Consider the following 22,625-nt stretch of genomic DNA (forward strand, 5'->3'; position numbering starts at 1 on the left):
CGGCTGGTGCAACGAAATCTGTTTCAGCAATGTGAAATTCTCGACCTCATTGACCCGCGACGGCAACGCTTAAAACCAAACAATTCTAGCAGGCTATCTCTTCTAAATTAGCCGGACAGAAATGATATCGCCTGTAAAGTGTCGCGTAGTATGTTTTTAATGTCATCATTTTGACGCGCATATGGGTCTAAAATAGTTATTTTCCACCTATTGCTAGTGTGTTCAAATTCTTGTATCTGTAGTTTGTTGTAGGTCAATATCTCGGAAATTGTTGCGATAATTGTTTCTGTGGTTACTGTTGATGTTGCCATGAGGTCGTGTACAAAATTTTCATTGTCGACAGTGTAGAAAGAATTTGCTGTTTTTAAAATATTATATAGATCGATCAACTCAATTATTGTTTTAATTATGTCAGCGTATTGTACATGTATTTTGTTGTTTGATCCATATGTGCAAATGCTTGTTGATGGATCGTTTTGTATAGTGTAATTTGAGTGGTAGGCTATATTTCTCAATTGATTGAGAGGGATGTGGAGAGGTGCTGGGTGTGTTAGCTGCTTTAGTTTGGCATTGCTTGATAGTATGTAGGTAGCTTTTCCAAGGGTAATGTCTCCTGTGAGATTCAAAGGTTCGCCATGTGAATGAGCGTGAAGTAGGTAGGAAATGTGTTTTACAAAATGAGATAAAGACTCTTCGATTATTAAACCAATTTCTTGAAAAGAAATCTTGACAGAAAGTCTTGTTGGAGTCAGTTCTTTTTTTCTTTGAAGAAAGTACAAATCTGTAAAATTCTTTAGTGCTTCGCGTATGCTTTGCCATGTTGAGCGAAGGTAGTGGCTGAATAGATAAGTGTTGCTGGAATGAGCGTTGTTAACAATAGAAAAAATTTCATTGAACAGTTCTAGTTTTTCTGGTCTATTTTTTAATGATAAAAATATTGCGCATTCCCATATGTGTGTTTTAAAGTAAAGTATTTCATGCAATTTGTCGACGTGCCTAAAATAAGGTCCAAGCTCTCGTAAGATCGCATTTTCAATGAATTGAGAGTCATGAGGCAAATTTGGTGGGGGTGAAAAAAATTCCAGATTTGTGTTGAGATCTCTTATGAATTTGTCATTGTCCATTATCTTTCTGCCGTCCTTGCGAGCTGTTCGTTGAATACTGATTGGCGAAGAAATGTTGCCACTTCCGCCAGCGGTAGCCCGACAACATTGGTATACGACCCGCAAATGGACGTGACAAAGGCTGCCGCGCCGCCCTGGATGGCGTAGGCACCGGCCTTGTCCATGGGTTCGCCGGTGGCCACGTAGGCGGTCAGACGCGTCTGGCTGATCGCCAGCATGGTCACATCCGTTGCGACGGAAAAAATCTTCGGTTCCCTGCCCGGGGCGAAGATGGCGCAGCCGGTCACCACCTGATGCGTGCGCCCTGAGAGCAGGGTCAACATGCGCAGGGCGTCGGCCGCGTCTTTTGGTTTGCCGAGAATCGTCTCGCCAACCGCAACCACTGAATCCGCGCCGACAACCACGGCGTCAGGATGGAGCGCCGCCACGGCCGCCGCTTTGAGCCGGGCCATGCGCGCGGCATACGCGGCCGGATGCTCGCCCACATCCGGGGCCGGCTCCTCCACCGGGCTGACCACGATATCAAAGGCAATGCCGGCCAAACCCAGCAGTTCGCGGCGGCGCGGTGAGGCCGAGGCCAAAATGATTTTTTGGTGCGTAACCGTCATATCGTCTTAAAATACCTTTTTATTTTTACGAACAGTTAAGGAACGGCCGGCGACAAAAGGAACACTCGGCCATCCGGGGCCGGGTAGCCCGCAGGCAATCGCTTGTGATAAAGGGCGTGCGACGCGCGACGGCCGTGCGACGATTACGCGTTTCGCGGCCTGAAGCGGCCGCGTGGCCTTGCCGGAAAAGAGCCGGCCCGGTTTCTTGCCCCTTTCGGGAGAGGCCGGAATCCCGGCCGCCAGAGCAACGGTGGTTCGCGTCAAGCACAAACGCTGGCTGTCCTGATCGGTAGGCGGCCAATGTGCCCGCCAACGCCCAGAACCCCTTGAAAAACTTTTCCCGTCGGGGGGTCCGGGGGGATCATCCCCCCGGCCGCCGGAGGCACTCTTTTCTTCTCTTCTCGTCTCTTCGCTTCCACGCACCCTAGGCTGGTTTTTTGCCTTCAAAGCGGGGCACTTCGCTGTTCCAGTCCTGGGTCACGGCGCGGCCTTGTTTGTAGCGGAAGTCGCACAGCGCATCGCCTTGGGCGATGGTGTGTTGGCGGGAGAGTCCTGTGCCTTGGGCGCGCGAGGCTAAAAAATCGTTGAGGCAGAAATACGGGGCCACTTCGGCCACGCCCTGGGCTTTGAAATATTTGACGGCACCGCATTCGGTATAGTCGTAGCCAAGGTCGAAGCTTTTGCCGTCGCCGGGGAGGAATTTGCCCACCCAGTCGCCGGGCAGCAGGCGTTTTTGGCTCAGCTCGGCCCATTCTTTGAGGGCGGCCTGGGAGGCGGGGGAAAACAGCGCCGCCCCCATGGCCTGGGCGCGTTGCGGCGGTATGGCGGCCCAGTCGGCGGCGTAGAGGTCGTAGAGCAGCCGGCCGGCGTCTTTGGCGGCAAGGCCCTTTTCGCGCATGGCCTGGGTAAGCGCGGTCAGCCAGCCGGCCATGGTGATAAACGGCTGGTTGCGGTTGGTCGCACCGCCCAGATCCGGCAGCCCCGGCAGCAGCGTTTCGAACCGGCGCAGGGCGTCGTCGCAGGTGGTCTTGGCCACGGGCTCGGAGACGCGTGCGGCCAGCCATTTTTCAGCTCCGGCGCACACGCCTTTGAAATCGGCCAGGAATTTGGCTTTGTTCTCCATGTAGAAGCCGACCGGCGCGGCCGGTGCGGCTGGCGCGGCCGGTGCTGTGCCAGCGGTTTTGGCCGCTTTGGTTGCGGCGGCTGCCGGCCAGGGGAAAAAACAGGCGCACAGGCCGACCATGCCGGCCCCAAGGATGAAACGGCGGCTGACGCCGGCTCTATTCCCGGCATCCGCAACGACTGATTGGTGCAACATGGTTATGATTCCTGTTTGGCAGTGGTCCAGGGACCGAAGATTCGACTGACCGAAAATTCGACGTGGTCAGGCAGTAGAGAACAGCCCCTCGTCAAAAGTTCCTGAAGGGGCGCGCAGGGGGAAACATCTTTCAAGACGTTTCCCCCGCTTGTTAGGCCTTGGCCTTCACTTCACCCAGCAGCGCGGCCTTAAGCGTCTCGTCCAGCCCGGGATGGGGGAAGACCAGCGCTTCGGCCTGCTCGCGGGTCCAGGCCTGGGACACGATCACCGTGGCCAGCGTGCCCATGGTGGACGCACCGTGGCCGACCGCCGTGATGCCGGCCACTTTGCCGTCCTTCCAGACCACCCGGGCGAAGCCGGCGGTGTCGGCATGGGCCTGGGCAATGGGGTTGGCCACAAAGGCCGCCTCGGAAATCAGGTCGCCCGGCGCGGCGATGGCCCCAACGCGCATGATTTCCGGCGCGCCGTAGTAGCAGCCCGGGATGGGACCAGGGGCGTAGGGGGCGCTCGTTTGGCCGGCGGCGTGGCGGGCGGCGTAAACGCCTTGGCTGGCGGCGGCATGGGCCAGCAGCACCCGGCCGTTGCAGTCGCCCACGGCATAGATGCCCGGGGCCGTTTGCAAGGTGTCGCCGGTTTTGATCCAGGCCCGGTTGGGCGACGGGTCGGCAAAGACCGCGCCGCATTCGGCCAGTCCCGGCACGACGGTGGGGGCAAAGCGGCCGATGGCCACCAGCGCTTTTTCGGCCGTCAGGACTTCGCCGCCGGCCAGGGTGAGTTTCGCCCGGCCGTCTTCGGTGACAAGGCTCTCCACCTTGGCCCCGGGCCGGGCATCGACGCCCAGGCGGCGCATGATTTGGGCCACGACCTTGGACACATCCGGGTCTTCGGCCGGGGCCAGCCGGGGAGCGGCGTCCACCATGGTCACCTTGGTGCCCAGGCGGTGATAGATGGTGGTGATTTCCAGGCCAATGGCCCCGGCCCCGACGATGATGAGGCTTTCCGGCGGGGTGGTGAAATCAAGCACCGGGGCCACGCCAAGCACGGCCTGCCCGTCGGGTTTGACCCCGGGGAAGGCGGCGGCCCGGGAACCAAGGGCCAGGATCAGGGCATCAAAGGGGATGTCCTCGGTGTCGGTCCCGGCCGCCACTTGGGCCACGCCCGGGGCCACGCCGGCCAGATTGCCCGTGACCAAGCGGATGCCGGCTTTTTTGAGGGTCGCGGCCATGGCCGAATGGGTGGCGGCGAGGAGCTTTTTCTTTTTGGCCTGGACAGCGGCCAGATCCACCGTAACCGTGCCCGAGGCCAGTTTCTGTTTGGCCTGGGCGGCAAGCCCTTCCACGGCCAGGGTTGCGGCCAGCAGATGCTTGGTGGGAATGCAGCCCCAGTTCAGGCAAGTGCCGCCGAGCTTGCCGCGCTCGATAAGGACCACGTCCAGGCCGGCGGCCGCGCCAGTGAGCGCCGCCTCGAAGCCGCCGGGACCAGCCCCGACCACGACCAAGCGTTTGGCCGGACTAGAGGTCATCAGTAATCTCCATGGCCCGGGCGGCGTAGGTCTCATCCAGCCGGCCCACGGGCAGGGTGGTGGGACAGGCCCGGATGGCCTCGGGATCGGTTTCGGCTAAAGCCAGGATGTCCAGCAGATCGGCCACGAAAGTGTCGAGAGTGTCCTTACTTTCGGTTTCCGTCGGCTCAAACATCAGCGCTTCCTTGACGATCAGCGGAAAGTAGATGGTGGGGGCGTGGTAGCCGCGATCCAGGAGCGCCTTGGCGATGTCGAGGGCGCGCACGTTTTTTTCGGCCGCAAGTTTGGCGGCCGAGGCCACAAACTCGTGCATGCACACCCGGTTAAAGGGCACTTCGATGGCGTCGGCCAGACGCTTTCGCATATAATTGGCCGAGAGTACCGCCGCCTCGGACACCCGGATCAACCCCTCGCGCCCCAGGCGCAGGATGTAGGCGTAGGCTTTGAGCACCACCCCGAAGTTGCCGTAAAACGGAGCCACGTAGCCGATGGATTTGGGATGGTCGTAGCTTAAGGAGAAGCGGCCGGCATCGTCCTTTTGCACCCGGGATATCGGGAGAAAGGGAATGAGCCGCTCGGACACGCCGACCGGGCCGGCTCCGGGGCCGCCGCCGCCGTGGGGCGTGGCAAAGGTTTTGTGCAGGTTTAAGTGCACCACGTCAAAGCCGGCGTCGCCCACCCGCAGCTTGCCGAGAATGGCGTTGAGGTTGGCGCCGTCGTAATAGAGGAGCGCGTCGACCTTGCGGCAAAGAGCTACGATTTCGGGCAGATGGCACTCGAAAAGGCCCAGGGTGTTGGGCACGGTCATCATCACGGCGGCGGTCTCGTCGTCGATGACGGCGGCCAGGGCGGCCGGGTCGATGATGCCGTCCTTGGAGGCGATGGTGACCACCTCGAAGCCGGCGATGGCGGCCGAGGCCGGGTTGGTGCCGTGGGCCGAGTCCGGGCAGATGATCTTGGTCTTTTTATGGCCCTTGTCGGCATGGTAGGCGGCGATCATGAGCGCCCCGGTCAGTTCGCCGTGGGCTCCGGCCATGGGATGCAGCGTAAAGGCGGCCATGCCGGTGATTTCGCACAGGCAGCGCTCCATTTCATACATCACTTCCAGCGAGCCGGCCGACATGTCGCCGCCGCCGGGCAACTGCGGGGTGAGCGGATGGAGCCGGGCAAAGCCGGCCAGGGCCGCCACTTCCTCGGTGAACTTGGGGTTGTACTTCATGGTGCACGACCCCAGCGGATAGAAGTTGGAGTCGATGCCGTAGTTCTTGCGGGACAGGGCGGTGAAATGGCGCACCACGTCGAGTTCGGACAGGGACGGCAGGCCGGCGTCGCCGTCGCGCAAAAGGGCTGCCGGGATAAAATCAATGGGTGCGGTCTTGGGCAGATCAGGCCAGACACCTTCGCGGCCGGGGACGGATTTGGAAAAAACGGTGCTCATAAGGCTTTCTCCAGCCGCCTTGCCAGACGGTCGATGTCGGCGCGGTCGTGCTTTTCGGTGCAGCAAATAAGGAGCGCGTTCTCCAGGCCCGGGTAGTAGCGGCCCAGCGGAAAGCCCGGCACGATGCCGTCGTCCATGAGCATGCGAACAACTTTTTTGGCATTGACCGGAAAAACAGCCGCGAACTCGTTGCCAAAGGGGGCTTCGTTTAAAAGCGACACGCCCGGGATGGAGCACAGTTTCCAGGCGGCGTAATTGGCGTTTTCGATGGAGCGGGCGGCTTGGCGGGTCAGGCCCTCGTTGCCGGTGAGGCAGACGTTAATAAGGGCGCGCAGGGCGCACAGCGCCTGGTTGGAACAGATGTTGGAGGTGGCCTTCTGGCGGCGGATGTGTTGCTCCCGGGCTTGGAGCGTCAGCACGTAGCCGGTGCGGCCCTGTGCGTCCTTGGTGCGCCCGGCGATGCGGCCGGGCATCTGGCGGATCATGGTTTTGCGGCAGGTCATGATGCCCAGATACGGTCCGCCAAAGGACAGCGGCAGCCCCAGGCTTTGCCCTTCGGCCGTGGCGATGTCGGCGCCCATGGCTCCGGGGGTTTTCAGTACGGTCTGGAGCACCGGATAGCAGGACATGATCGAAACCGCGCCCTTGGCCCTGGCTGTGGCGAAAAGCTCGGTGAAGTCCTGGACGTTGCCGAAGAAATTGGGATTTTGCACCACAATGGCGGCGGTGTCGCCATCGATGGCCGCAGCCAGGGCGTCGAAGTCGTCCAGGCCGTTTTTGTGCGGCACCACGACCAGATCGAGATGCAGGTTCTTGGTATAGGTGGAAAGGACAATGCGGTAGATGGGGCTGACGGTGGCGCTGACCACGGCTTTTTTGCGCCGGGTGTGGCGCACGGCCATCATGAGCGCTTCATACAGGGCCGTGCCGCCGTCGTAGACCCCGGCGTTGGAGCATTCCATGTCCAGCAGCCGGGTGACGGCGGTCTGGTATTCAAAGATGGCCTGCAGCGTTCCCTGGGAGGCTTCGGGCTGATAGGGCGTATAGGCGGTGTAGAATTCGCCGCGCGCCAGCAGCATGTCTGAGGCGGCAGGGACGTAGTGGTCGTAATAGCCGCCGCCCAGAAAGCTGACCATCTCGATGTGGTTTTTGGCCGCCAGACGTTCCATGGCCGTACGCACGGCCATTTCCGTCATTCCTTTGGCCAGATCGAAACTCTGGGGACGCAGGGCCGGCGGAATCTCGGCGAACAGGGCCTCGATATCGGGCAGCCCGACGACGTCGAGCATCTCCCGGACTTCTTCCGGAGTATGGGGAATATAGGGCATGTGACGCTCCGGTTTAGTGGTCGGACTTGGCCAGTTCCTCGTAGGCTTCGGGGGAGAGCAGGCCGACGGGTTCCTCGGTCAGGCGCACCCGGATGAGCCAGCCTTCGCCAAAGGGGTCGGCGTTGACCTTTTCCGGCGCGGCTTCGAGTTCGTCATTGACTTCGATGACTTCGCCACTGACCGGGCTGTACAGTTCGCTGGCGGCCTTGACGGATTCGACGGAACCCATCTCCCGGCCGGCTTCCACGGTGTCGCCGACAGCCGGCAGCTCCACGAAGGTGATGTCGCCGAGCTGTTCCTGGGCAAAGTCGGTGATGCCGACCACGGCGATTTCGTTTTCGATGCGTGCCCACTCGTGGGTTTTGGAATAGAGCAGATCCTGTTGCATAGCGCTTCCCCCTGGCGTGATGATCGGGCGTATTGCCGGTCGCAGCGATGCTGGGCCGGGCTGGCCGTCAAATACCGCTTTGGCTGGTCTGGGGCAAGCGGTGCCGGCGGATTGTCCCGCCGCGTGACCGAAGAATCGTCGGCGTGTCCTCGGTTGCGCCTTTTTGGCTTTCGCGGTAACACGGATGGTGCGCTGTGATGCGCTTTTGGCCTCTTAAGGGAGCTTTACGTGAACCAGAATCAGGACTGTGCGTCGCTTGTGCCCCAAAACCGGGCCATCCCGGATTGGCGGGACGGGCGGCTTGGCCTGACGCTGGGCGGTCGGGAGTTTACCCTGTATCGTCAGGCCGACATGGAGTCGCTGTGGGCCGGGTTGGACCGGGAGGACTTCGGGGCTGACGAGCACATGCCGTACTGGGCCGAGTTGTGGCCGGCCAGCGTTTTGCTGGCGGCCTGGCTGGTGGCGGGGGCAGGGGGCGAGGGCGTGGCCGGCCGGCGCTGCCTGGATCTGGGCTGCGGCATGGGGCTTTCGGCCATGGCCGGAGCTGCGGCCGGGGGGCGGGTGCTGGCGGTGGACTACGAGCTGGCAGCCGTGGCCCATGCCGCCGGCAATATTCGGGAAAACGCCCTGGATGCGGCCGTTGCCGTCATGGACTGGCGCCATCCGGCCTGTGCGCCGGGAGTCTTTGACATCATCTGGGGCAGCGACATTTTATACGAATCGCGGTTTTACGAACCGTTGACCGGCCTTTTTCGCACGGTGCTCGCTCCTGGCGGGCGCATTATTTTATCCGAACCCTGGCGGGAGGTGTCCCGGCCGGTCTGGGACCGTCTGGCCGCCGACGGGTTTGGCGTGACCCGGTTGCTGCGGGAGACTGTTGCCGTGGCCTCGTGTCGCAGCGTCATCAGCCTCTATGAGATCAGACCCTAAGGAGGAAGCCGCATGGGACAGACCATCCGTTTCGGCGTGTCGCTTAATTCCGAGTTGCTGGAAAAATTCGACGCGCTGTGCGACGAGAAAAGCTATCAGACCCGTTCCGAAGCCATCCGCGACCTTATCCGGGGCGTTTTGGTGCAAAAGGAGTGGGAGCAGTCCGACATCGAGGTGGCCGGCGTCCTGACCCTGGTCTATGACCACCACACCTCCGATCTGGCCCAGCGGCTCATCGAGACGCAGCACGAACAACACGATGTCATCCTTTCCACCATGCACGTGCATCTCGACCACCACAACTGTCTGGAAGCGCTGGTGCTCAAGGGGCCGGGCGAGGCGGTGCAGCGGCTGTCGCAAAAACTCATTTCCACCCGCGGCGTCAAATTCGGCAAACTTGCCCTGGCCACCACCGGCCAGGATATCGTTTGATCAGGGCTTTAAAGGCGTACTCCCCATGGCTATGCAAGACGTTCAAAGCGGGCGGCCCGAAGTGCCCATCGATCTGGACCGGGTCGGCATCAAGAATTTCCGTTTGCCGCTGACGGTGCGCGACCGGGCGCGCGGCCGCCAGCATACCGTGGCTGGCGTGGAGTTGTCCGTCGATCTGCCGGCCCGGTTCAAGGGCACCCACATGAGCCGGTTTGTCGAGGCATTGTCAGGGTTTACCGGCGAACTCGATCTGGTGTCGTTTCGGGCGCTGCTCGACGACGTGCGCTCTCGCCTGGAAGCGCAAAACGCCCATTTGACCCTGCGTTTCCCCTATTTTCTGTCCAAGGCCTCGCCGGCCACCGGGGCGTTGGCCCTTATGGACTATGCCTGCCAGGTGTCGGGCGAGTTTGAGGGCGACAAGTTTCGCCAGACCCTTGGCGTGGACGTGCCGGTGATGACGGTGTGCCCGTGCTCCCTGGCCATTTCCGACCAGGGGGCGCACAGCCAGCGGGCGGTGGTGTCCATCCGCTGCCGGTTTTCCGGGTTCGTGTGGCTGGAGGAACTGATCGAGCTGGCCGAGTCGGCCGGATCGTCGCCGGTCTATGCCTTGTTAAAGCGCGAGGACGAAAAGTTCGTCACCGAACAGGCCTTTGCCAATCCGACCTTTGTTGAGGACGTGGCCCGGCAGGTGGCCCGGTCCTTGCGCGATCATCCCAAGGTGACCTGGTTTCGGGTGGAAGTGGAGAGCTTTGAGTCCATCCACAACCACAGTGCCTTTGCCGGCATCGAAGGGCGAAACGTTCGTCCGGGTGCCGGGGGCGGCGGGGCTGGTGCCGGCTCCTGAGATGACAGTTCTGCAATGACGGCTTCGCCTCTGGAGGGCGCTTCGGGGGCCACTGTCCCTGTTTGCGGCCGCCCGGCCGGTCAGGGAAACCAGACGCTGGCCAGGAGTTGACAATTCGGACGGCTGCGGCCACGCCGTCCGGGCGCAATGCCCCTTGCCCGGAATGCAAAGACTGTGTAAGGCATGTACATGCGCGGTCCAGAAGTACTTGCCGCCAACTGCGAGCAGATCATCCAACTCGCCCCGGTTTCGATCATGCGTATCGATGCTGCGGGCATCATCACCTTCGTCAACGATTGGCATCTGGCCAATTTCGCCCGGGGCAAGCACGACCGGGACTATTTTGTCGGCCGCAAGCTCCAGGAATTGCCCGGCATCGTCACCGCCGGCATCGGCGGCGAGGTCCGGCGCATCCTGGCCGGGGAGACCATCCATCTGGAAGGGGTCTATGCCGACGAGTGCAGCGGCGGACAGTCGGTCTACCAAAACATTCGCGGCATCCCGGTCATGGAGGATGGGCAGGTCCAGGGCGGCATCGTCATTCGCGAGGATGTGACCAAGCTGGTCTTGTCCCAGCAGTTGCTCTCGGAAAACCAAGCCATCTTTAAGGCCCTGCTCGACGCCACCCGCGATTCCATCCTGCTTTCCGACCTCGACGGCTACATTCTGGTGCTCAACGAAGAAGCGGCCCGGCGGCGCGGCCGGACCGTGGACAGCCTCATCGGGGCCAGCCTCTACAGCTTCATGCCCCCGGAGCAGGCCGAGGCGCGGCGGCGGCATTTGCTCGAGGCCGCAGCCAGCAACGTCATCGTATGGTATGAGGAGCACCTGGACGACCATTACTATCAGGTGAGTCTTTGCCCCATTACCGACGAAAACGGCCAAGTCCACTGTATCGCCAGCTATTCCCGCGACATCACGCCGCTTAAGGCAACGGAAAACCAGCTGCGCCGCGAAAAAGAGCTGGCCTTTTCCGCCAGCCAGGCCAAATCCCAGTTTTTAGGCAACGTCACCCACGAACTGCGCACGCCCTTAAACGGCATCATCGGGGCCACCCAGTTGGCCACGCAGGACGGCACGGCCGAGGATCAGGAAGAACTCTGGCAGATCGTTGCCGACTCGGGCAAGCGGCTGCTTTCCATCGTGAATAACGTGCTGGAATTGGCCGATATCGACGCGGCAGCCATTGAGCCGGCCCTCACCGCGTGCAGTGTGCGGGAATTGCTGGCCTCGCTGGCCCGCAGCTATTCTGTGCGGGCCAGGGTCAAAAGCATCAGCTTTGCCACGCGCTGTGATCCGCGCATCCCCCAGGAACTGGTGGGCGATGTCTTCCGGGTGCGCCAGATACTGTCCAATCTGGTGGACAATGCCCTCAAATGCACGGCCTGCGGCTCCATTGAGGTGCGGGCCAAACGCATCGCCTCGGCCCGGATCGCCTTTGCTCCGCAGTACTGCACCCTGCTGTTTACGGTGCGCGACACGGGCATCGGCATTGACAAGGCGTTGCAGGAAAAGATTTTCGAGGATTTCGAGCTGGCCGAACATTACCTGACCAAGCGGGTGAGCGGGGCGGGGCTGGGGCTGGCCATTGCCCGGCATCTGGTCGAGATGCTTGGCGGGCAGATCTGGGTGCGCAGCAAGCCCGGACGCGGCAGCACCTTTTATTTTACGGTGCCCTTTGCCCTGCTGGATTACGAATGCCGGGACGAACGGGTGGTCTTTGCCAGCGGGGGAGAGCTCTTTTCGCCCGAAGAATACACCGTCCTGCTGGTTGAGGACGAGCGTATCAACCGCCTGACCACCGGGCGCACCCTGACCCGGCTCGGCTACACCGTGCTGGAGGCGATAAACGGCCAGGAAGCCCTGGCGGTACTGGCCAGGGAGCAGGTGGATGCGGTGCTTATGGATATCCAGATGCCGGTTATGGACGGTATCGAGTGCACCCACCACATCCGCAACGGCGAGGTGCCGGGGCTGTCCAAGCGCATCCCGGTGGTGGCGCTGACGGCCTATGCCAGCGAAAGGGACCGGGAACGCTTTCTGCGTCTGGGCATGAACGACTATCTGGCCAAGCCGCACACCATCGACCAGCTCGCCGAAGTGCTGGAAGCCAATCTCAAGGCGACGTAGCAGCCTGCCTGAGGGCTTGTATGCGGCGCTCACGCCCGGGGGCGTCCCTGCCCGGGGCAGGCACTTCCTCGAATCGTTCCCGGCTCATGCTGGCCGCCTTCCAGGAGCGGGCCGCCACGTACTTTTTGCGGGAGACGTTGAGGATGGCCCACAGTTTGTTTTGTGTCATGCTATCCCAAGAAAAACCGACAGCGCCCTTGTAATTCCCATCATCGTGCCGTCATCCAGTCGGCCAAATGACGCCCCAACTTTCTCCCGTGGCAACGTGTGGGCTTTGTCGATCATCACTTGCGACGGCTTGTGTAGCCCGTTCACTTGGTCTGGCTCAACATCGAAACGCAACAAGGGTGCCCCTTCCACGCGGTGGCCTGTGATGGGCAAAAGCGTCACGGATGTGTGGTCGGCGAAAAGGTCTGATTGGATGACCAGGGCCGGACGCGGCTTGCCATAGTCGCCAGAAAGGGAAATGGTCACAAGATCTCCGCGTTTCATTCCCAGCCCTCGATGGTCGCGGCAGCATGAGCCGCATAATCAAGGTGTTCCTGCTCATGCGGATCATTGCTCACAACTTGAGATTGCCGGCGGCACTCTTCGGCAAAACCAGGGCGGCGAGTGTCGGGAACCCAAATCTGGATTGGTCGTAATCCCTGCTCGCGCAACCTGGCGCGGTATCGGTTCTGCTTGGTCGGATGGGCTTGCATGGGTTGGCTCCTTTTTCTAAAGGAGTAACATGCGACCAGCGAAAGTCAACTTGTTCCCTGATTCTCTCCAGAACGCCCCTATTTTCGCTTTTGGTCGCCCGGGCAATGCAACAAGCGCCCCGAGTGCGCCGACGATGGCCACCAGATACAGCATGCCGATGACCGCCGCGTCCCCCCCCGGCCGTGGCCATTCTGTCTTGACCTCGCTGGCAACGGGTGGCAATTCCAATGAAGAATGGCCCTTCCCGCCGGCAAGCCGTGCGTCGGCCCAACCGGTCGGCCGCGTCGGCGTGGCAGCGGCCCGCAACCTCCAGCCAAGTGCCGTTATTGGGGAGAATCCTATGCCCTCTGTGCGTGACGTGACGTTTGAGTTGCTGCGGCGTCTGGATCTGACGGTCGTGGTCGGCAATCCCGGTTCCACGGAAGAGACGTTTCTCAAAAATTTCCCTGCGGATTTCACCTATGTCCTGGCGTTGCAGGAATCGAGCGTCGTGGGTATCGCCGACGGCCTGTCCCAGGGGCTTGGCAAACCCGTGGTCGTCAATGTCCACACCGGGGCCGGCATGGGCAACGCCATGGGCTGCATCCTGACGGCTTATCTTAATAAAACGCCGCTGATCATCACCGCTGGGCAGCAGACCCGCGACATGCTTTTGGGCGAGCCGTTTCTCACCAACATCGACGAAACCCTGCTTCCCAAGCCCTGGGTGAAATGGAGCTATGAGCCAAAGCGCCCCCAGGACGTGCCCGGCGCGTTTATGCGCGCCTATGCCATGGCCGTGCAGCAGCCAACCGGACCGGTGTTTCTCTCCCTGCCGCTGGACGACTGGGACAAGGACATGGACGCCCGAGACGTCTGGCGCACCGTCTCCACCCGCCACGCTCCGGACCCGGCCCGCATCGAGGACTTCGCCGCCCGCATCCGGGCCAGCGCCAACCCCGTGCTGGTTTATGGCGCAGACCTCTCCCGCAGCCAGGCCTGGGACGCCGGCATTGCCTTGGCCGAGGCCCTTGGCGCTCCGGTGTGGCTGGGGCCGTTTACCGAGCGCGTGCCGTTTCCCGGCAACCATCCGCTCTATGCCGGCGTGTTGCCGCCGGCCGTTGGGCCGCTGGGCCAGGCGCTCGCCGGCCATGATCTGGTCATTGTCGTGGGTGCGCCGGTTTTTCGCTATTATCCGTGGGTGGCCGGGGAGACGCTGCCGGCTGGAACCAAGCTGTTGCAGATCATCGACGACCCCTATGAGGCGGCCAAGTCCGTTTGCGGCGACAGCCTCGTTGCCGACAGCCTGCTGGCCTTGGAGGCTTTGCTGCCCAAGGTGGGCACCCGGCCGGCCCGGGGGGCGGCCAAAAAGCCCGGCAGACCGGCTGCTGCGGCCGCTCCCGTGCCGGATGACGCGCCGCTGCCGCTGACACCGGCCCAGATCTTTGCCGTCCTGTCCGAGTTGTCCCCGGCCGACTGCATCGTGGTCAACGAATCGCCCTCCAACATGCGCGAACTGGCGGCAACGCCCCTGGGCGTGGTGACCCGGCCCGACAGTTCGTATGTCATGGCCTCGGGCGGCCTGGGCTGGGGCATGCCGGCTGCGGTGGGGCTGGCCCTGGCCGAGGCGCGCACCGGACGCAACCGGCCGGTGGTGGCCGTTATCGGCGACGGCTCCTTCCAGTATTCCCTCCAATCCATCTGGACGGGCGTGCAGCACAAGGCCCATGTGGTCTTTGTGGTGTTGCGCAACGAGGAATACGGCATCCTCAAGGCCTTTGCCCGGCTGGAGGAAACGCCGGGTGTGCCGGGCCTGGACCTGCCGGGGCTGGACATTACGTCGCTGGGGAAAGGCTATGGCGCGGTGGCGACAAAGGCGGCCAACCCGGCCCAGATTCGCGCGGCCTTTGCCGCAGCCCTGGCATTTCCGGGCGTTTCCGTCATCGAAATAGCCGCCGCCCAAAACGTCAGCGATCTCATCCCGCAGTAACATTTTCCGACAGCCAGCCTGAAGTGACGCGGGCCGCTCCAAGGCTGGAGCGGCCCGTTTTGTTTTGGGAGAGCGGCGCGGAGAGGGAAACGGGCAGCGCCCGATCTCCTTGGTTGCCGGGGGCTGGTTCCGAACAGACCCGGGCTAGTGTCGCGTTCACAAAAAAACACTTATTTTTTTGTGAATAAAAATAATAAATTCAGAATGTTGATGTCAGGTAAGCCATGCCAACAATTGCCGAACGCGACACTAGCGGTCCAGGGAACCCGGCTTGTGCAGAAAAAACGTGGCCTGGGCCCGCAGGATCTCGGCCTCGCAGGGGGTCGTTGCGGCCTTAAGTTCTTCTTCGCTGCGCCCGAAGGCATAGGTTGTCAGGGTATAGAGCAGTTTGCCCCGGGTTAAAAAGGTCTGGCGCACGAGTTGCAACCGGACGATGCCGGCCTCGTCCGCCACGTTGCGCAAATAGATGGCGTCGTAGCTGCGCCGGCCCTGGGTCGTGGACGGGCGGCAGCTCACGTTGTAGCCCTTGAGCGTGTCCGTCACATAGGCTTTGATCAGTTCGCAGTTGGCGAAATCCGAGGTGGTCGGCAAAAAATCCTCGGGCGGCTGGCTTACGCACACGTAGAAGCGGCACTCGTCCTGTCTGGCCTCCACCGAGGCCAGACAGGACGACGTTGCTTCTGCCGTGACGGTCCAGCCCTTGGGCGGGACGAAGCTGAACAGAAAGGGTGCATTGGTATAGCGCACAGGCGTCTCCGACTCGTAGCAGCCGGCGGCGGGCAGGAGCAGAGCGGCGGCCAGAAGGAGTGGCAGGATGCGGCGCATGGCCGGCTCTAGCATGCCCGCGCCCGTCGTACAACCGGCCTGCCAGGCGGTTTCGGGGCTGCAGCAGCCGCTTTTCCAATTGACAATGACTATCAAAACCAATAGAGGGACAAGCCGGCACTCCTTTTCCCTGCCGCTTGTACACGGTACGCCGGCACAGTTCTGTGCTGCATGGCGCGTGGCTGTGTGTGGCAGGAGAGCCCGTGACCACTGCGCCCCCCTTTGCTTTGGCGGGTCAGCGCAACCGAGAAAGAGGACGTGATGAAGACCCTTGCCGCTCCTTCCGTTGGCCTGTCGGCCACGGCAGCACCTCCCCGGGCCAAAGCCTGGCCCGGGCGACTTGCGGCCCGATTCTGGGCCGTCTTCGCCCGGCTGGGGGTCACGGCCAGATTGCGGCTCGTGCTTTTTGTGCTGCTGGTGCCGCCGCCTGCCGCGCTGCTGTATGTGCTGGAAAGCCGTGCCGGGGCGGATGTCAGCCAGGCGGCGGCCCTGTGGCTGGTCCTGTCCCTGGTATTGCTCAAGCCGCTGGCAAGTATGGTGAGCCGGTGGGTGGCCTTGGGGGAAATCGCTTCCTTAAACGCCTTTTGCGCCGCCCTGCGCCGTGGCGAATATGCGAGGCGTCTGCCGTTGCCGCCCCAGGGCGATGACGAGCATGAACTGCTGCTGCTCAAACGCGACCTCAACTGGATGGCCCATAACTTTGAAACCCGCGAGATCTGGTTGCAGGCCAGACTCACCGAAACCCACCAGGACAAGCGTCTTTTTGAGGATCTCTCGCGCACCGACGCCCTGACGGGGCTCTCTAACCGTCGCCATTTCGATTGCGTCCTGGCCGAGCAGACGCGGCAGGCTTTGGCCTGCCGGACCCAGCTTGCCTTGCTCCTGATCGATTGCGACGCCTTTAAATCCATCAACGACCGCTTCGGCCACCCGGCCGGGGACGCCGTGCTGGCCGGCATGGGTCGGGTGTTGCGCGAATCGGTCCGGGATGGGGTTGACCGGGCTTTCCGCCTGGGGGGAGACGAGTTCGCCCTGGTGCTGCCAAACCTGGACGGGGCAGGGGCCTTGCTGGTGGCCCGTCGGATACGGCAGCGCTATTGCGATGAAAATCCCTACAAGACCACCGCCAGCATCGGTATCGCCTGCCTGGACCCGGACCAGGATGCCGCCTGCCCCGAGAAGTCCCTGCTCGCCCGCTGCGACGCGGCCCTGTATCGGGTCAAGGGCGGCGGCGGCGACAGCGAAGCCCTGGCCCCGGCGGCTGGCGCGGCTTGTTGATGAGAATGAAAATTAGAATCGAAGCTGTCTCACGGAGGCTCCCATGGCCCAAGGATTGTGCCTGCGCGCGCTGCGCGTCAACCAGAAGGCTTGTGTTCGCGCCATCCTGGCCGACGGCGAACTCGGACGCCGCATCCGCGATCTGGGCATCGTGCCGGGCACCGAGGTCACTGTCGTCGGCCGCGCTCCCTTGCGCGATCCCGTGGCCCTGCGCCTGCGGGATTTTACCCTGACCATGCGCAACAGCGAAGCCGACCACATTCTGGTTGATACGGAGGATTAGCATGTCCCCGACCTTGACCTTTGCCCTGGCTGGCAATCCCAACTGCGGCAAAACGACGCTCTTTAACAGCCTGACCGGGGCGCGCCAGCATGTGGGCAACTATCCTGGCGTGACCGTTGAAAAACGCGAAGGCCGGTTAAGCGTCGGCCCACGGGAAATGGCCGTGGTCGATCTGCCTGGCATGTATTCCCTGACCGCCTACAGCACGGATGAGTTGGCGGCCCGACTCTTTCTGGTCGAGGAAAAGCCCAGCTGCGTCATTGATGTGGTGGATGCCGGCACCCTGGAGCGCAGCCTGTACCTGTCGGTCCAGTTGCTGGAACTGGGCGTGCCGGTGGTGCTGGCCCTTAATATGATGGACGAGGTGCGCCGCCGGGGGCTGGTCCTGGACGGCAAACGGCTGTCCGCCATCCTGGGCGTGCCGGTGGTGGAAACCGTGGCCCGGGTGGGCGAGGGCAGGGAGGAGCTGATCCGCGAGGCCCTGGCCTTTGCCGAGAAGCGGCGCGGCCCCTGGGAGCCGCTGGTGATCTCGTATGGTGCCGATATCGACCAGACCTTGCTGCGCATGGAGGCGCGCATCGAGGCCGACCGCTTTTTAACCGACCGGTTTCCGGCCCGGTGGCTGGCCTTAAAATACCTTGAGGGCGACTCCGACGTCATCGCCCTGGGCCGGGCCAACGGCCCCACGGCGGTGGTCTTGGAGGAGATGGCCGCGACCCTGTCCCGGCATATCGAAGCGACCCTGGCCAGCACGCCCGATGCCGTCATTTCCGATCACCGCTACGGCTATATTGCCGCAGTGCTGCGCCAGGGCGTGCTCAAATCCTCGGCCGCCCGGGACCGCATCGCCGGTTCCGACAGCCTCGACCGGGTGCTCACCCACACCGTGGCCGGGCCGGTCATTATGCTGGCCGTGCTCTATGCCATGTTCCAGATCACCTTTTCCCTGGGCCAGTTCCCCATGGACTGGCTGGAAGCGGGCTTTGGCTGGTTGGGCGATGCGGTCGGCGGCCTGCTGCCCGAAGGGATGCTGCGGTCCCTGGCCGTCTCGGGCATTATCGCCGGAGTGGGCGGCGTGCTCGGCTTCGTTCCCCTGATCATTATTATGTTCTTCCAGCTCTCCTTTCTGGAGGATCTCGGCTACATGGCCCGGGTGGCCTACATGCTCGACCGGGTGTTTCGGGCCTTTGGCCTGCACGGCGGCTCGGTCATGCCGTTTATCATTGCCGGCGGCATTCCGGGCGGCTGCGCCGTGCCCGGGGTTATGGCCGCCAGAACCCTGCGCAGCCCCAAGGAACGGCTGGTCACGATTCTGGCCGCGCCGTTTATGGCTTGCGGGGCCAAGATCCCGGTCTTTTTGCTGCTGATCGCGGCCTTTTTCCCGGGAAACGCTGGTCTGGTCATGTTTCTGGTGACTTTGGCCTCCTGGGCGGCGGCTCTTTTGGTAGCGCGGCTGTGGCGGGCCACGGTGGTCACCGGCCAGGGCATGCCATTTATCATGGAACTGCCGCCCTATCGGCTGCCCACCTTGCGCGGCCTGTGCATCCACACCGGCGAACGGGCCTGGCAGTATATTAAAAAGGCAGCCACCGTCATTTTGGCCATCTCCATCCTCATGTGGGCGGCCATGACCTTCCCGGGTCTGGACGAGGAGCAGCGGGCTGCTTTCGAGGCCGAACGGGCAGCGGTCACTGCCGCCGCTTCTGCCCAGGAGCAACGGGACGCCATCGACAACCGCGAGGCCGAGGCGGTGTTGCGCCATTCCCTGGCCGGGCGCGTCGGGGTGGCCTTGGAAAGTGTCAGCCGGCTGGCCGGCTTTGACTGGCGGGTCAACATCGCCTTGATCGGCGGCATCGCCGCCAAGGAAGTGGTCGTTTCCACACTCGGCACGGCCTACGCCCTGGGCGAGGTCGATCCGCAGGATACAGCCACCTTGTCCGAGCGCATCGCGGCTGATCCGGCCTTCTCGCCTCTGTCTGCCCTGGCCCTTATGGCCTTCACCATTCTCTACGCCCCCTGTTTCGTCACCGTGGTCACCATGGCCAAGGAGGCGTCATGGAAATGGGCCGGCTTTGCCGTGGTGGCCAATACCGGACTGGGGTTTCTGGTGGCCGTGGCCATCTATCAGATCGGACGCTTGTTTTAGGCTGAAAGTCCGGCCCGACCGGCTTGCCGGTCGGGCCGGGCTGCATTATAGAAAGGAGCGTGTCGTGTCCACCCGGACCAGGAGGCGCACCCATGACCGATGCCATTGCCTCTGCCCAGTCGGCCTTAAGCGCCCTGACCACTTCCCTGGCGGCGACGGCCAACAACGTGGCCAATCTCAATACCGACGGCTACAAGTCCAAGGACGTGCGCCTGGAAACCGGCCCCCAGGGCCGGGGTGTGCGCGTTGGCGAGGTGGCCGAGGACACTGCGGCCGGCGGCTACCGTCCGGCGGCGGTCAGCAGCCAAAACGAGTCCGGCGTCTCCGATCCGAGTGCGGCCCTGGTCGAAACCAGCACTGTGGATCTGGCCCGGCAGACCGTTGCCATGGTGGAAACGTCGCGGGCCTTTGAGGCCAATGTGGCGGTGGTGCGCACCCAGGACGACATGGTCGGCGCCCTGCTGGACATGCGCGTGTAGTTTTCCCGTCAGGCATCGAAAAATGCGGGTTGGCTCCGAGAAGCGCTTGGAGGGGCTTTGTACAATAGGCTCCAAGTAATCCGGCGCGTTGAGTTTTTTTTTGTGTGAATTCGATGGGTTGGGGCTGGTTTTAAGGGCGTATCGTTTCCTTGGCAGCACGTTCCAGCGCTTCAGCAGCAAAAGTATTTAAACTCTTTCCAGTTGCCTTTGCGGCGGTCTCCGTCAAGCGATGCAGTTCTGGCGATACTCGGACCATGAAACGCCCCGAGTAGGGTTTTTCAGGGCTTTTGCCTATTTCAGCGCACGTGGCCACATAGTCATCAACTGCGTCCTGGAATGCCTGACGTAACTCGTCAACGGAGCGACCTGTGAAATGAATCACGTCGCGGATTCCAGCAATCTCCCCATGAAAGGCGTCATCGCCAGGTTCAAATTCAAACGTTCCAACGTAGCCGTTGTAGTGAAAAGCGTTCATTCTTCAATCTCCATTTGATCAAGGAAGCGACGAACAGACTTGACAGCACCTTTGTCAAGGACTGGTCTGGGATGTGGCCGGTGAATCCGCAGGATGGTCCCATCTGGTGAGACGAAACGCACCCGGGAGCCTTCGCCTTCAAGTTTTCGACAGCCAATTCCCAGGAGGAGTGCTTCGACAGCAGCCCACGCGATATCGCCGCGTTCGGGCTTGGAGCGCAGGGCTTCCAAGGTCTTGCGGTGCTTGCTGTTCATGCTAAATGTGATACTACTTTTTGATGCAAGGTCAAGTTTTTTGGAGGCAACCGCAATTGCGCTGGTGGAGACGTCACGGACCTTTGAGGCCAACGTGGCGGTGGTGCGCACCCAGGACGACATGGTCGGCGCCCTGCTGGACATGCGCGTGTAGTTTTCCCGTCAGGAATTTGACAGGCCCGGGACGAAGCGCTAGACTCCTTAAAGTCGCCTGGATGCGCGGCGCTTTTTTCCGGAGGCCAGATGGAACTGAACCTTTCCGGCATGGTCGGGCAAAGCCCGAGCCTGGGCGAGGTGTTGCGGGTGCTGGCCAAGGTGGCCCCCACCGACTCCACGGTGCTGGTCACGGGCGAGTCCGGCACGGGCAAGGAATTGCTCGTACGCGCCCTGCACGCCAACAGCCACCGGGCCGGCAAGCCGTTTGTCCCGGTCAACTGCGGGGCCATCCCCCGCGAACTCCTCGAATCGGAACTGTTCGGCCACGAAAAAGGGGCCTTCACCTCGGCCGTGCGCACCCGGCAGGGCCGGTTTGAACTGGCCGAGGGCGGCACCATCTTTCTCGACGAGATTGGCGAGATGGATCTCTCCCTGCAAGTCAAGATCCTGCGGGCGCTTCAGGAAAAGGAATTCGAGCGGGTCGGCGGCGACAAGACCATGAAGGCCGACGTGCGCATCGTGGCCGCCACCAACCGCGATCTCGAAGCCGAGGTGGAGGCCGGGCGGTTTCGCGAAGATCTGTTCTACCGCTTAAACGTGATCCCCATGCATCTGCCCCCGTTGCGGGAGCGCGGCCAGGACATCCTGCTGTTGGCCGAGTATTTCCTCACCCGCTTTTGCCGCCAGAAAAATCGGCCCATCCTGACCTTTTCCCCGGACACCCGCAATCTGGTCCTGGGCTATCCCTGGCCCGGCAATGTCCGCGAGCTGGAAAATTTCATGGAGCGGCTCTCCATCCTGTGCGACCATGATGTGGTCAATCCTCACGATCTGCCGCGAAAGATTCTCGAAAATGCCGGGGTGGCCCTGCCGCCGCCGCTTCTGGAAGCCGTTGCGGCCGGCTTTCGCTGGCCGACCTTGGCCGATCTGTCGGAAAAAAGCATGGGCCTCAAGGAATTTCTCGATCTGGCCGAGGAAAAGCTCCTCATTGAGGCCCTGGAGCGGGCATCCGGCGTAAAAAATCAGGCGGCAGAGCTGCTTGGCATCAAGCGCACGACGCTGATCGAGAAGCTTAAAAAGCGCAACATGGGCGGGGAGTGAGTCTGGGTCCGGGCCTTGTGGCATCGGCTGGGATTGCATGTTCCTTGCATATGGACTCGGCGTGAGCTTTTTCTCCCGCGCCGCCTGCCGGCGGCTCCTTCTCGCGGCCTTTCTGGCCGTCCTGCCCGCAGCCACGGCGCAAGCCTTGTCTGTGGCCACGGTCACGCGCGCTGACACCGACTCGCTGATCCTGCAATTTTCCAAGCGCGGCACCTACCCGACCATCGCCCGCACCGGCCCGGTCGAAATCAGCCTGACCTTTCCGCCCGGTGCCTTATCCGACGAGCCGCCGCCGGCTGCGGCAGATTTTCATTCCTCGCGCCTGCTCGAAGGGGTCAAGGTCGAAGGCGACACCGTGCTGGTGCGGCTTAAATCCGATGCCTTTGGCTTTGTGGGCTGGCCCGAGGGCGAGCAGGGCCTCAAATTACAAGTCTACCGTGACCCGGCCGGGGCCAATTGGCTGCCCGGAGCCCCGGGCGCGGCCGCCAATACCACCTGGCCGCCGGTTGCGGCCGCCCCGAAGCCGGCTTCGTCCCTGACCTTGCCGGTGACGCCGCCCAATCACAATCCCGGCCCCCTGGATTTGCCGCCGCTGCCGCCGACCCTGGCCGGCGGCGCGCCGGGAACTGCCCCAGCCCCGGCCGCCCCTGCAACGGACGCCGCTGCCGGCGCGGCCAAGGAACCCTTTTACGCCGTGCCCTCCTCCATGCGGGCCACGGCGCTGCGCGTGGGGCCGGACAAGTCGCCGGTTTTGCGTCCGGCTGGCCTGGAAACCGCGTCCGCCCCGGAACAGACGGCCCAGCGGGCCGGGTCCGGGCCAGCAGCCGCCAAGGCCGGTGGCGGCGAACTGCGCCAGCCCGTCAAATTGCCGCCGATCCCGCCGGAAATCGCCGCC

Annotated in this window: 24 protein-coding genes and 1 pseudogene; 12 read left to right on the plus strand and 13 right to left on the minus strand. The window is 62.4% G+C overall.

The window, feature by feature from the left end; all coding sequences use genetic code 11:
• Positions 1-107: 107 nt before the first annotated feature.
• The 7 genes from GTA51_RS18160 to gcvH all read right to left on the minus strand — a co-directional run bounded on the left by GTA51_RS18160 (position 108) and on the right by gcvH (position 7,726).
• Positions 108-1,124: a hypothetical protein gene (locus tag GTA51_RS18160; RefSeq protein ID WP_160963640.1), complete on the minus strand. Its 1,017-nt coding sequence runs from the start codon at positions 1,122-1,124 to the stop codon at positions 108-110.
• Positions 1,124-1,732 (minus strand): Maf family protein, encoded by a 609-nt coding sequence (locus tag GTA51_RS18165; RefSeq protein ID WP_160963642.1) that lies wholly within the window; start codon positions 1,730-1,732, stop codon positions 1,124-1,126. Before GTA51_RS18165 ends, GTA51_RS18160 begins: the two co-directional genes overlap by 1 nt.
• 424 nt (positions 1,733-2,156) lie before the next feature.
• The gene (locus GTA51_RS18170) at positions 2,157-3,050 is read right to left on the minus strand and encodes an L-2-amino-thiazoline-4-carboxylic acid hydrolase (protein ID WP_160963644.1); all 894 of its coding nucleotides are present in this window, start codon (positions 3,048-3,050) and stop codon (positions 2,157-2,159) included.
• A gap of 151 nt (positions 3,051-3,201) precedes the next feature.
• A complete protein-coding gene (locus tag GTA51_RS18175; protein ID WP_160963646.1) occupies positions 3,202-4,572 on the minus strand; it encodes a dihydrolipoyl dehydrogenase family protein in 1,371 nt (456 codons plus the stop codon).
• A complete protein-coding gene (gcvPB, locus tag GTA51_RS18180) occupies positions 4,562-6,010 on the minus strand; it encodes an aminomethyl-transferring glycine dehydrogenase subunit GcvPB (RefSeq protein WP_160963648.1) in 1,449 nt (482 codons plus the stop codon). Before gcvPB ends, GTA51_RS18175 begins: the two co-directional genes overlap by 11 nt.
• The gene (gene gcvPA, locus GTA51_RS18185) at positions 6,007-7,338 is read right to left on the minus strand and encodes an aminomethyl-transferring glycine dehydrogenase subunit GcvPA (protein ID WP_160963650.1); all 1,332 of its coding nucleotides are present in this window, start codon (positions 7,336-7,338) and stop codon (positions 6,007-6,009) included. The genes gcvPB and gcvPA overlap by 4 nt, the downstream gene beginning before the upstream one ends.
• A 13-nt stretch (positions 7,339-7,351) precedes the next feature.
• Positions 7,352-7,726, minus strand: a complete 375-nt coding sequence (gene gcvH / locus GTA51_RS18190; RefSeq protein ID WP_160963652.1) for a glycine cleavage system protein GcvH — start codon at positions 7,724-7,726, stop codon at positions 7,352-7,354.
• A 228-nt stretch (positions 7,727-7,954) separates the two neighbouring features.
• Between gcvH and GTA51_RS18195 the strand changes: the two genes are divergently transcribed.
• The 4 genes from GTA51_RS18195 to GTA51_RS18210 all read left to right on the plus strand — a co-directional run bounded on the left by GTA51_RS18195 (position 7,955) and on the right by GTA51_RS18210 (position 12,062).
• Positions 7,955-8,656: a methyltransferase domain-containing protein gene (locus GTA51_RS18195; protein WP_160963654.1), complete on the plus strand. Its 702-nt coding sequence runs from the start codon at positions 7,955-7,957 to the stop codon at positions 8,654-8,656.
• 12 nt (positions 8,657-8,668) lie between these two features.
• Complete coding sequence (gene nikR / locus GTA51_RS18200; protein ID WP_160963656.1) at positions 8,669-9,088, plus strand: nickel-responsive transcriptional regulator NikR; 420 nt, start codon at positions 8,669-8,671, stop codon at positions 9,086-9,088.
• 31 nt (positions 9,089-9,119) lie between these two features.
• Complete coding sequence (gene folE2, locus GTA51_RS18205; RefSeq protein ID WP_160963684.1) at positions 9,120-9,932, plus strand: GTP cyclohydrolase FolE2; 813 nt, start codon at positions 9,120-9,122, stop codon at positions 9,930-9,932.
• Between the two features lie 189 nt (positions 9,933-10,121).
• The gene (locus tag GTA51_RS18210) at positions 10,122-12,062 is read left to right on the plus strand and encodes a PAS domain-containing sensor histidine kinase (RefSeq protein ID WP_160963658.1); all 1,941 of its coding nucleotides are present in this window, start codon (positions 10,122-10,124) and stop codon (positions 12,060-12,062) included.
• Here the strand turns inward: GTA51_RS18210 and GTA51_RS18215 are convergent.
• From GTA51_RS18215 to GTA51_RS18225, 3 genes are read right to left on the minus strand one after another with little or no spacing between them, the layout of a single operon-like run.
• Positions 12,049-12,231 carry a hypothetical protein gene (locus GTA51_RS18215; protein WP_160963660.1) on the minus strand — a complete coding sequence of 61 codons (183 nt, stop codon included), beginning with the start codon at positions 12,229-12,231 and terminating at the stop codon, positions 12,049-12,051. The genes GTA51_RS18210 and GTA51_RS18215 overlap by 14 nt on opposite strands.
• Positions 12,228-12,554, minus strand: coding sequence for a type II toxin-antitoxin system PemK/MazF family toxin (locus GTA51_RS18220; protein WP_160963662.1), 327 nt, complete (start codon positions 12,552-12,554; stop codon positions 12,228-12,230). Before GTA51_RS18220 ends, GTA51_RS18215 begins: the two co-directional genes overlap by 4 nt.
• A complete protein-coding gene (locus GTA51_RS18225) occupies positions 12,551-12,763 on the minus strand; it encodes an antitoxin MazE family protein (protein WP_160963664.1) in 213 nt (70 codons plus the stop codon). The genes GTA51_RS18220 and GTA51_RS18225 overlap by 4 nt, the downstream gene beginning before the upstream one ends.
• 341 nt (positions 12,764-13,104) lie before the next feature.
• Between GTA51_RS18225 and mdlC the strand changes: the two genes are divergently transcribed.
• The gene (mdlC, locus tag GTA51_RS18230) at positions 13,105-14,733 is read left to right on the plus strand and encodes a benzoylformate decarboxylase (protein WP_160963666.1); all 1,629 of its coding nucleotides are present in this window, start codon (positions 13,105-13,107) and stop codon (positions 14,731-14,733) included.
• 249 nt (positions 14,734-14,982) lie between these two features.
• Here the strand turns inward: mdlC and GTA51_RS18235 are convergent, their stop codons facing one another.
• Positions 14,983-15,573, minus strand: a complete 591-nt coding sequence (locus GTA51_RS18235) for a hypothetical protein (protein ID WP_160963668.1) — start codon at positions 15,571-15,573, stop codon at positions 14,983-14,985.
• 246 nt (positions 15,574-15,819) lie between these two features.
• Here GTA51_RS18235 and GTA51_RS18240 point away from each other — a divergent pair, with 246 nt between their 5' ends.
• The 4 genes from GTA51_RS18240 to GTA51_RS18255 all read left to right on the plus strand — a co-directional run bounded on the left by GTA51_RS18240 (position 15,820) and on the right by GTA51_RS18255 (position 19,744).
• Positions 15,820-16,836: a GGDEF domain-containing protein gene (locus GTA51_RS18240; protein ID WP_160963670.1), complete on the plus strand. Its 1,017-nt coding sequence runs from the start codon at positions 15,820-15,822 to the stop codon at positions 16,834-16,836.
• A gap of 43 nt (positions 16,837-16,879) precedes the next feature.
• Positions 16,880-17,119: a FeoA family protein gene (locus GTA51_RS18245; protein ID WP_160963672.1), complete on the plus strand. Its 240-nt coding sequence runs from the start codon at positions 16,880-16,882 to the stop codon at positions 17,117-17,119.
• A gap of 1 nt (position 17,120) precedes the next feature.
• On the plus strand, positions 17,121-19,265 hold the full coding sequence (gene feoB / locus GTA51_RS18250) for a ferrous iron transport protein B (RefSeq protein WP_160963674.1): 2,145 nt from the start codon (positions 17,121-17,123) through the stop codon (positions 19,263-19,265).
• A gap of 92 nt (positions 19,266-19,357) precedes the next feature.
• Positions 19,358-19,744: a flagellar basal body rod C-terminal domain-containing protein gene (locus GTA51_RS18255; RefSeq protein ID WP_160963676.1), complete on the plus strand. Its 387-nt coding sequence runs from the start codon at positions 19,358-19,360 to the stop codon at positions 19,742-19,744.
• A gap of 130 nt (positions 19,745-19,874) precedes the next feature.
• Here GTA51_RS18255 and GTA51_RS18260 read toward each other — a convergent pair whose 3' ends face one another.
• Entirely contained in the window at positions 19,875-20,219 is a 345-nt protein-coding gene (locus GTA51_RS18260; protein WP_160963678.1) for a type II toxin-antitoxin system HicB family antitoxin, read from the minus strand.
• Positions 20,216-20,473 carry a type II toxin-antitoxin system HicA family toxin gene (locus tag GTA51_RS18265; RefSeq protein ID WP_160963680.1) on the minus strand — a complete coding sequence of 86 codons (258 nt, stop codon included), beginning with the start codon at positions 20,471-20,473 and terminating at the stop codon, positions 20,216-20,218. The genes GTA51_RS18260 and GTA51_RS18265 overlap by 4 nt, the downstream gene beginning before the upstream one ends.
• A gap of 40 nt (positions 20,474-20,513) precedes the next feature.
• On the opposite strand from GTA51_RS18265, the gene GTA51_RS21435 reads away from it, so the two are divergent.
• The 3 genes and pseudogenes from GTA51_RS21435 to GTA51_RS18275 form a co-directional block, all read left to right on the plus strand.
• On the plus strand, positions 20,514-20,627 hold the full coding sequence (locus GTA51_RS21435) for a flagellar basal body rod C-terminal domain-containing protein (protein ID WP_343039535.1): 114 nt from the start codon (positions 20,514-20,516) through the stop codon (positions 20,625-20,627).
• Positions 20,628-20,716: 89 nt separating this feature from the next.
• On the plus strand, positions 20,717-21,730 hold the full coding sequence (locus GTA51_RS18270; protein ID WP_160963682.1) for a sigma-54 interaction domain-containing protein: 1,014 nt from the start codon (positions 20,717-20,719) through the stop codon (positions 21,728-21,730).
• Positions 21,731-21,791: 61 nt separating this feature from the next.
• Positions 21,792-22,625 (plus strand): annotated as a pseudogene (locus tag GTA51_RS18275) (tetratricopeptide repeat protein); the annotation flags it as partial.

This window comes from Solidesulfovibrio aerotolerans (genome assembly GCF_009856865.1).
Taxonomy (GTDB): domain Bacteria; phylum Desulfobacterota; class Desulfovibrionia; order Desulfovibrionales; family Desulfovibrionaceae; genus Solidesulfovibrio; species Solidesulfovibrio aerotolerans.

Excerpts from the sequence above, each read along its gene's own strand:
- GTA51_RS18160 (WP_160963640.1), bottom strand. The coding sequence starts at position 1,124 with ATGGACAATGACAAATTCATAAGAGATCTCAACACAAATCTGGAATTT.
- GTA51_RS18165 (WP_160963642.1), bottom strand. The coding sequence starts at position 1,732 with ATGACGGTTACGCACCAAAAAATCATTTTGGCCTCGGCCTCACCGCGC.
- GTA51_RS18170 (WP_160963644.1), bottom strand. The coding sequence starts at position 3,050 with ATGTTGCACCAATCAGTCGTTGCGGATGCCGGGAATAGAGCCGGCGTC.
- GTA51_RS18175 (WP_160963646.1), bottom strand. The coding sequence starts at position 4,572 with ATGACCTCTAGTCCGGCCAAACGCTTGGTCGTGGTCGGGGCTGGTCCC.
- gcvPB (WP_160963648.1), bottom strand. The coding sequence starts at position 6,010 with ATGAGCACCGTTTTTTCCAAATCCGTCCCCGGCCGCGAAGGTGTCTGG.
- gcvPA (WP_160963650.1), bottom strand. The coding sequence starts at position 7,338 with ATGCCCTATATTCCCCATACTCCGGAAGAAGTCCGGGAGATGCTCGAC.
- gcvH (WP_160963652.1), bottom strand. The coding sequence starts at position 7,726 with ATGCAACAGGATCTGCTCTATTCCAAAACCCACGAGTGGGCACGCATC.
- nikR (WP_160963656.1), top strand. The coding sequence starts at position 8,669 with ATGGGACAGACCATCCGTTTCGGCGTGTCGCTTAATTCCGAGTTGCTG.
- folE2 (WP_160963684.1), top strand. The coding sequence starts at position 9,120 with ATGCAAGACGTTCAAAGCGGGCGGCCCGAAGTGCCCATCGATCTGGAC.
- GTA51_RS18210 (WP_160963658.1), top strand. The coding sequence starts at position 10,122 with ATGCGCGGTCCAGAAGTACTTGCCGCCAACTGCGAGCAGATCATCCAA.
- GTA51_RS18215 (WP_160963660.1), bottom strand. The coding sequence starts at position 12,231 with ATGACACAAAACAAACTGTGGGCCATCCTCAACGTCTCCCGCAAAAAG.
- GTA51_RS18220 (WP_160963662.1), bottom strand. The coding sequence starts at position 12,554 with ATGAAACGCGGAGATCTTGTGACCATTTCCCTTTCTGGCGACTATGGC.
- GTA51_RS18225 (WP_160963664.1), bottom strand. The coding sequence starts at position 12,763 with ATGCAAGCCCATCCGACCAAGCAGAACCGATACCGCGCCAGGTTGCGC.
- mdlC (WP_160963666.1), top strand. The coding sequence starts at position 13,105 with ATGCCCTCTGTGCGTGACGTGACGTTTGAGTTGCTGCGGCGTCTGGAT.
- GTA51_RS18235 (WP_160963668.1), bottom strand. The coding sequence starts at position 15,573 with ATGCTAGAGCCGGCCATGCGCCGCATCCTGCCACTCCTTCTGGCCGCC.
- GTA51_RS18240 (WP_160963670.1), top strand. The coding sequence starts at position 15,820 with ATGAAGACCCTTGCCGCTCCTTCCGTTGGCCTGTCGGCCACGGCAGCA.
- GTA51_RS18245 (WP_160963672.1), top strand. The coding sequence starts at position 16,880 with ATGGCCCAAGGATTGTGCCTGCGCGCGCTGCGCGTCAACCAGAAGGCT.
- feoB (WP_160963674.1), top strand. The coding sequence starts at position 17,121 with ATGTCCCCGACCTTGACCTTTGCCCTGGCTGGCAATCCCAACTGCGGC.
- GTA51_RS18255 (WP_160963676.1), top strand. The coding sequence starts at position 19,358 with ATGACCGATGCCATTGCCTCTGCCCAGTCGGCCTTAAGCGCCCTGACC.
- GTA51_RS18260 (WP_160963678.1), bottom strand. The coding sequence starts at position 20,219 with ATGAACGCTTTTCACTACAACGGCTACGTTGGAACGTTTGAATTTGAA.
- GTA51_RS18265 (WP_160963680.1), bottom strand. The coding sequence starts at position 20,473 with ATGAACAGCAAGCACCGCAAGACCTTGGAAGCCCTGCGCTCCAAGCCC.
- GTA51_RS18270 (WP_160963682.1), top strand. The coding sequence starts at position 20,717 with ATGGAACTGAACCTTTCCGGCATGGTCGGGCAAAGCCCGAGCCTGGGC.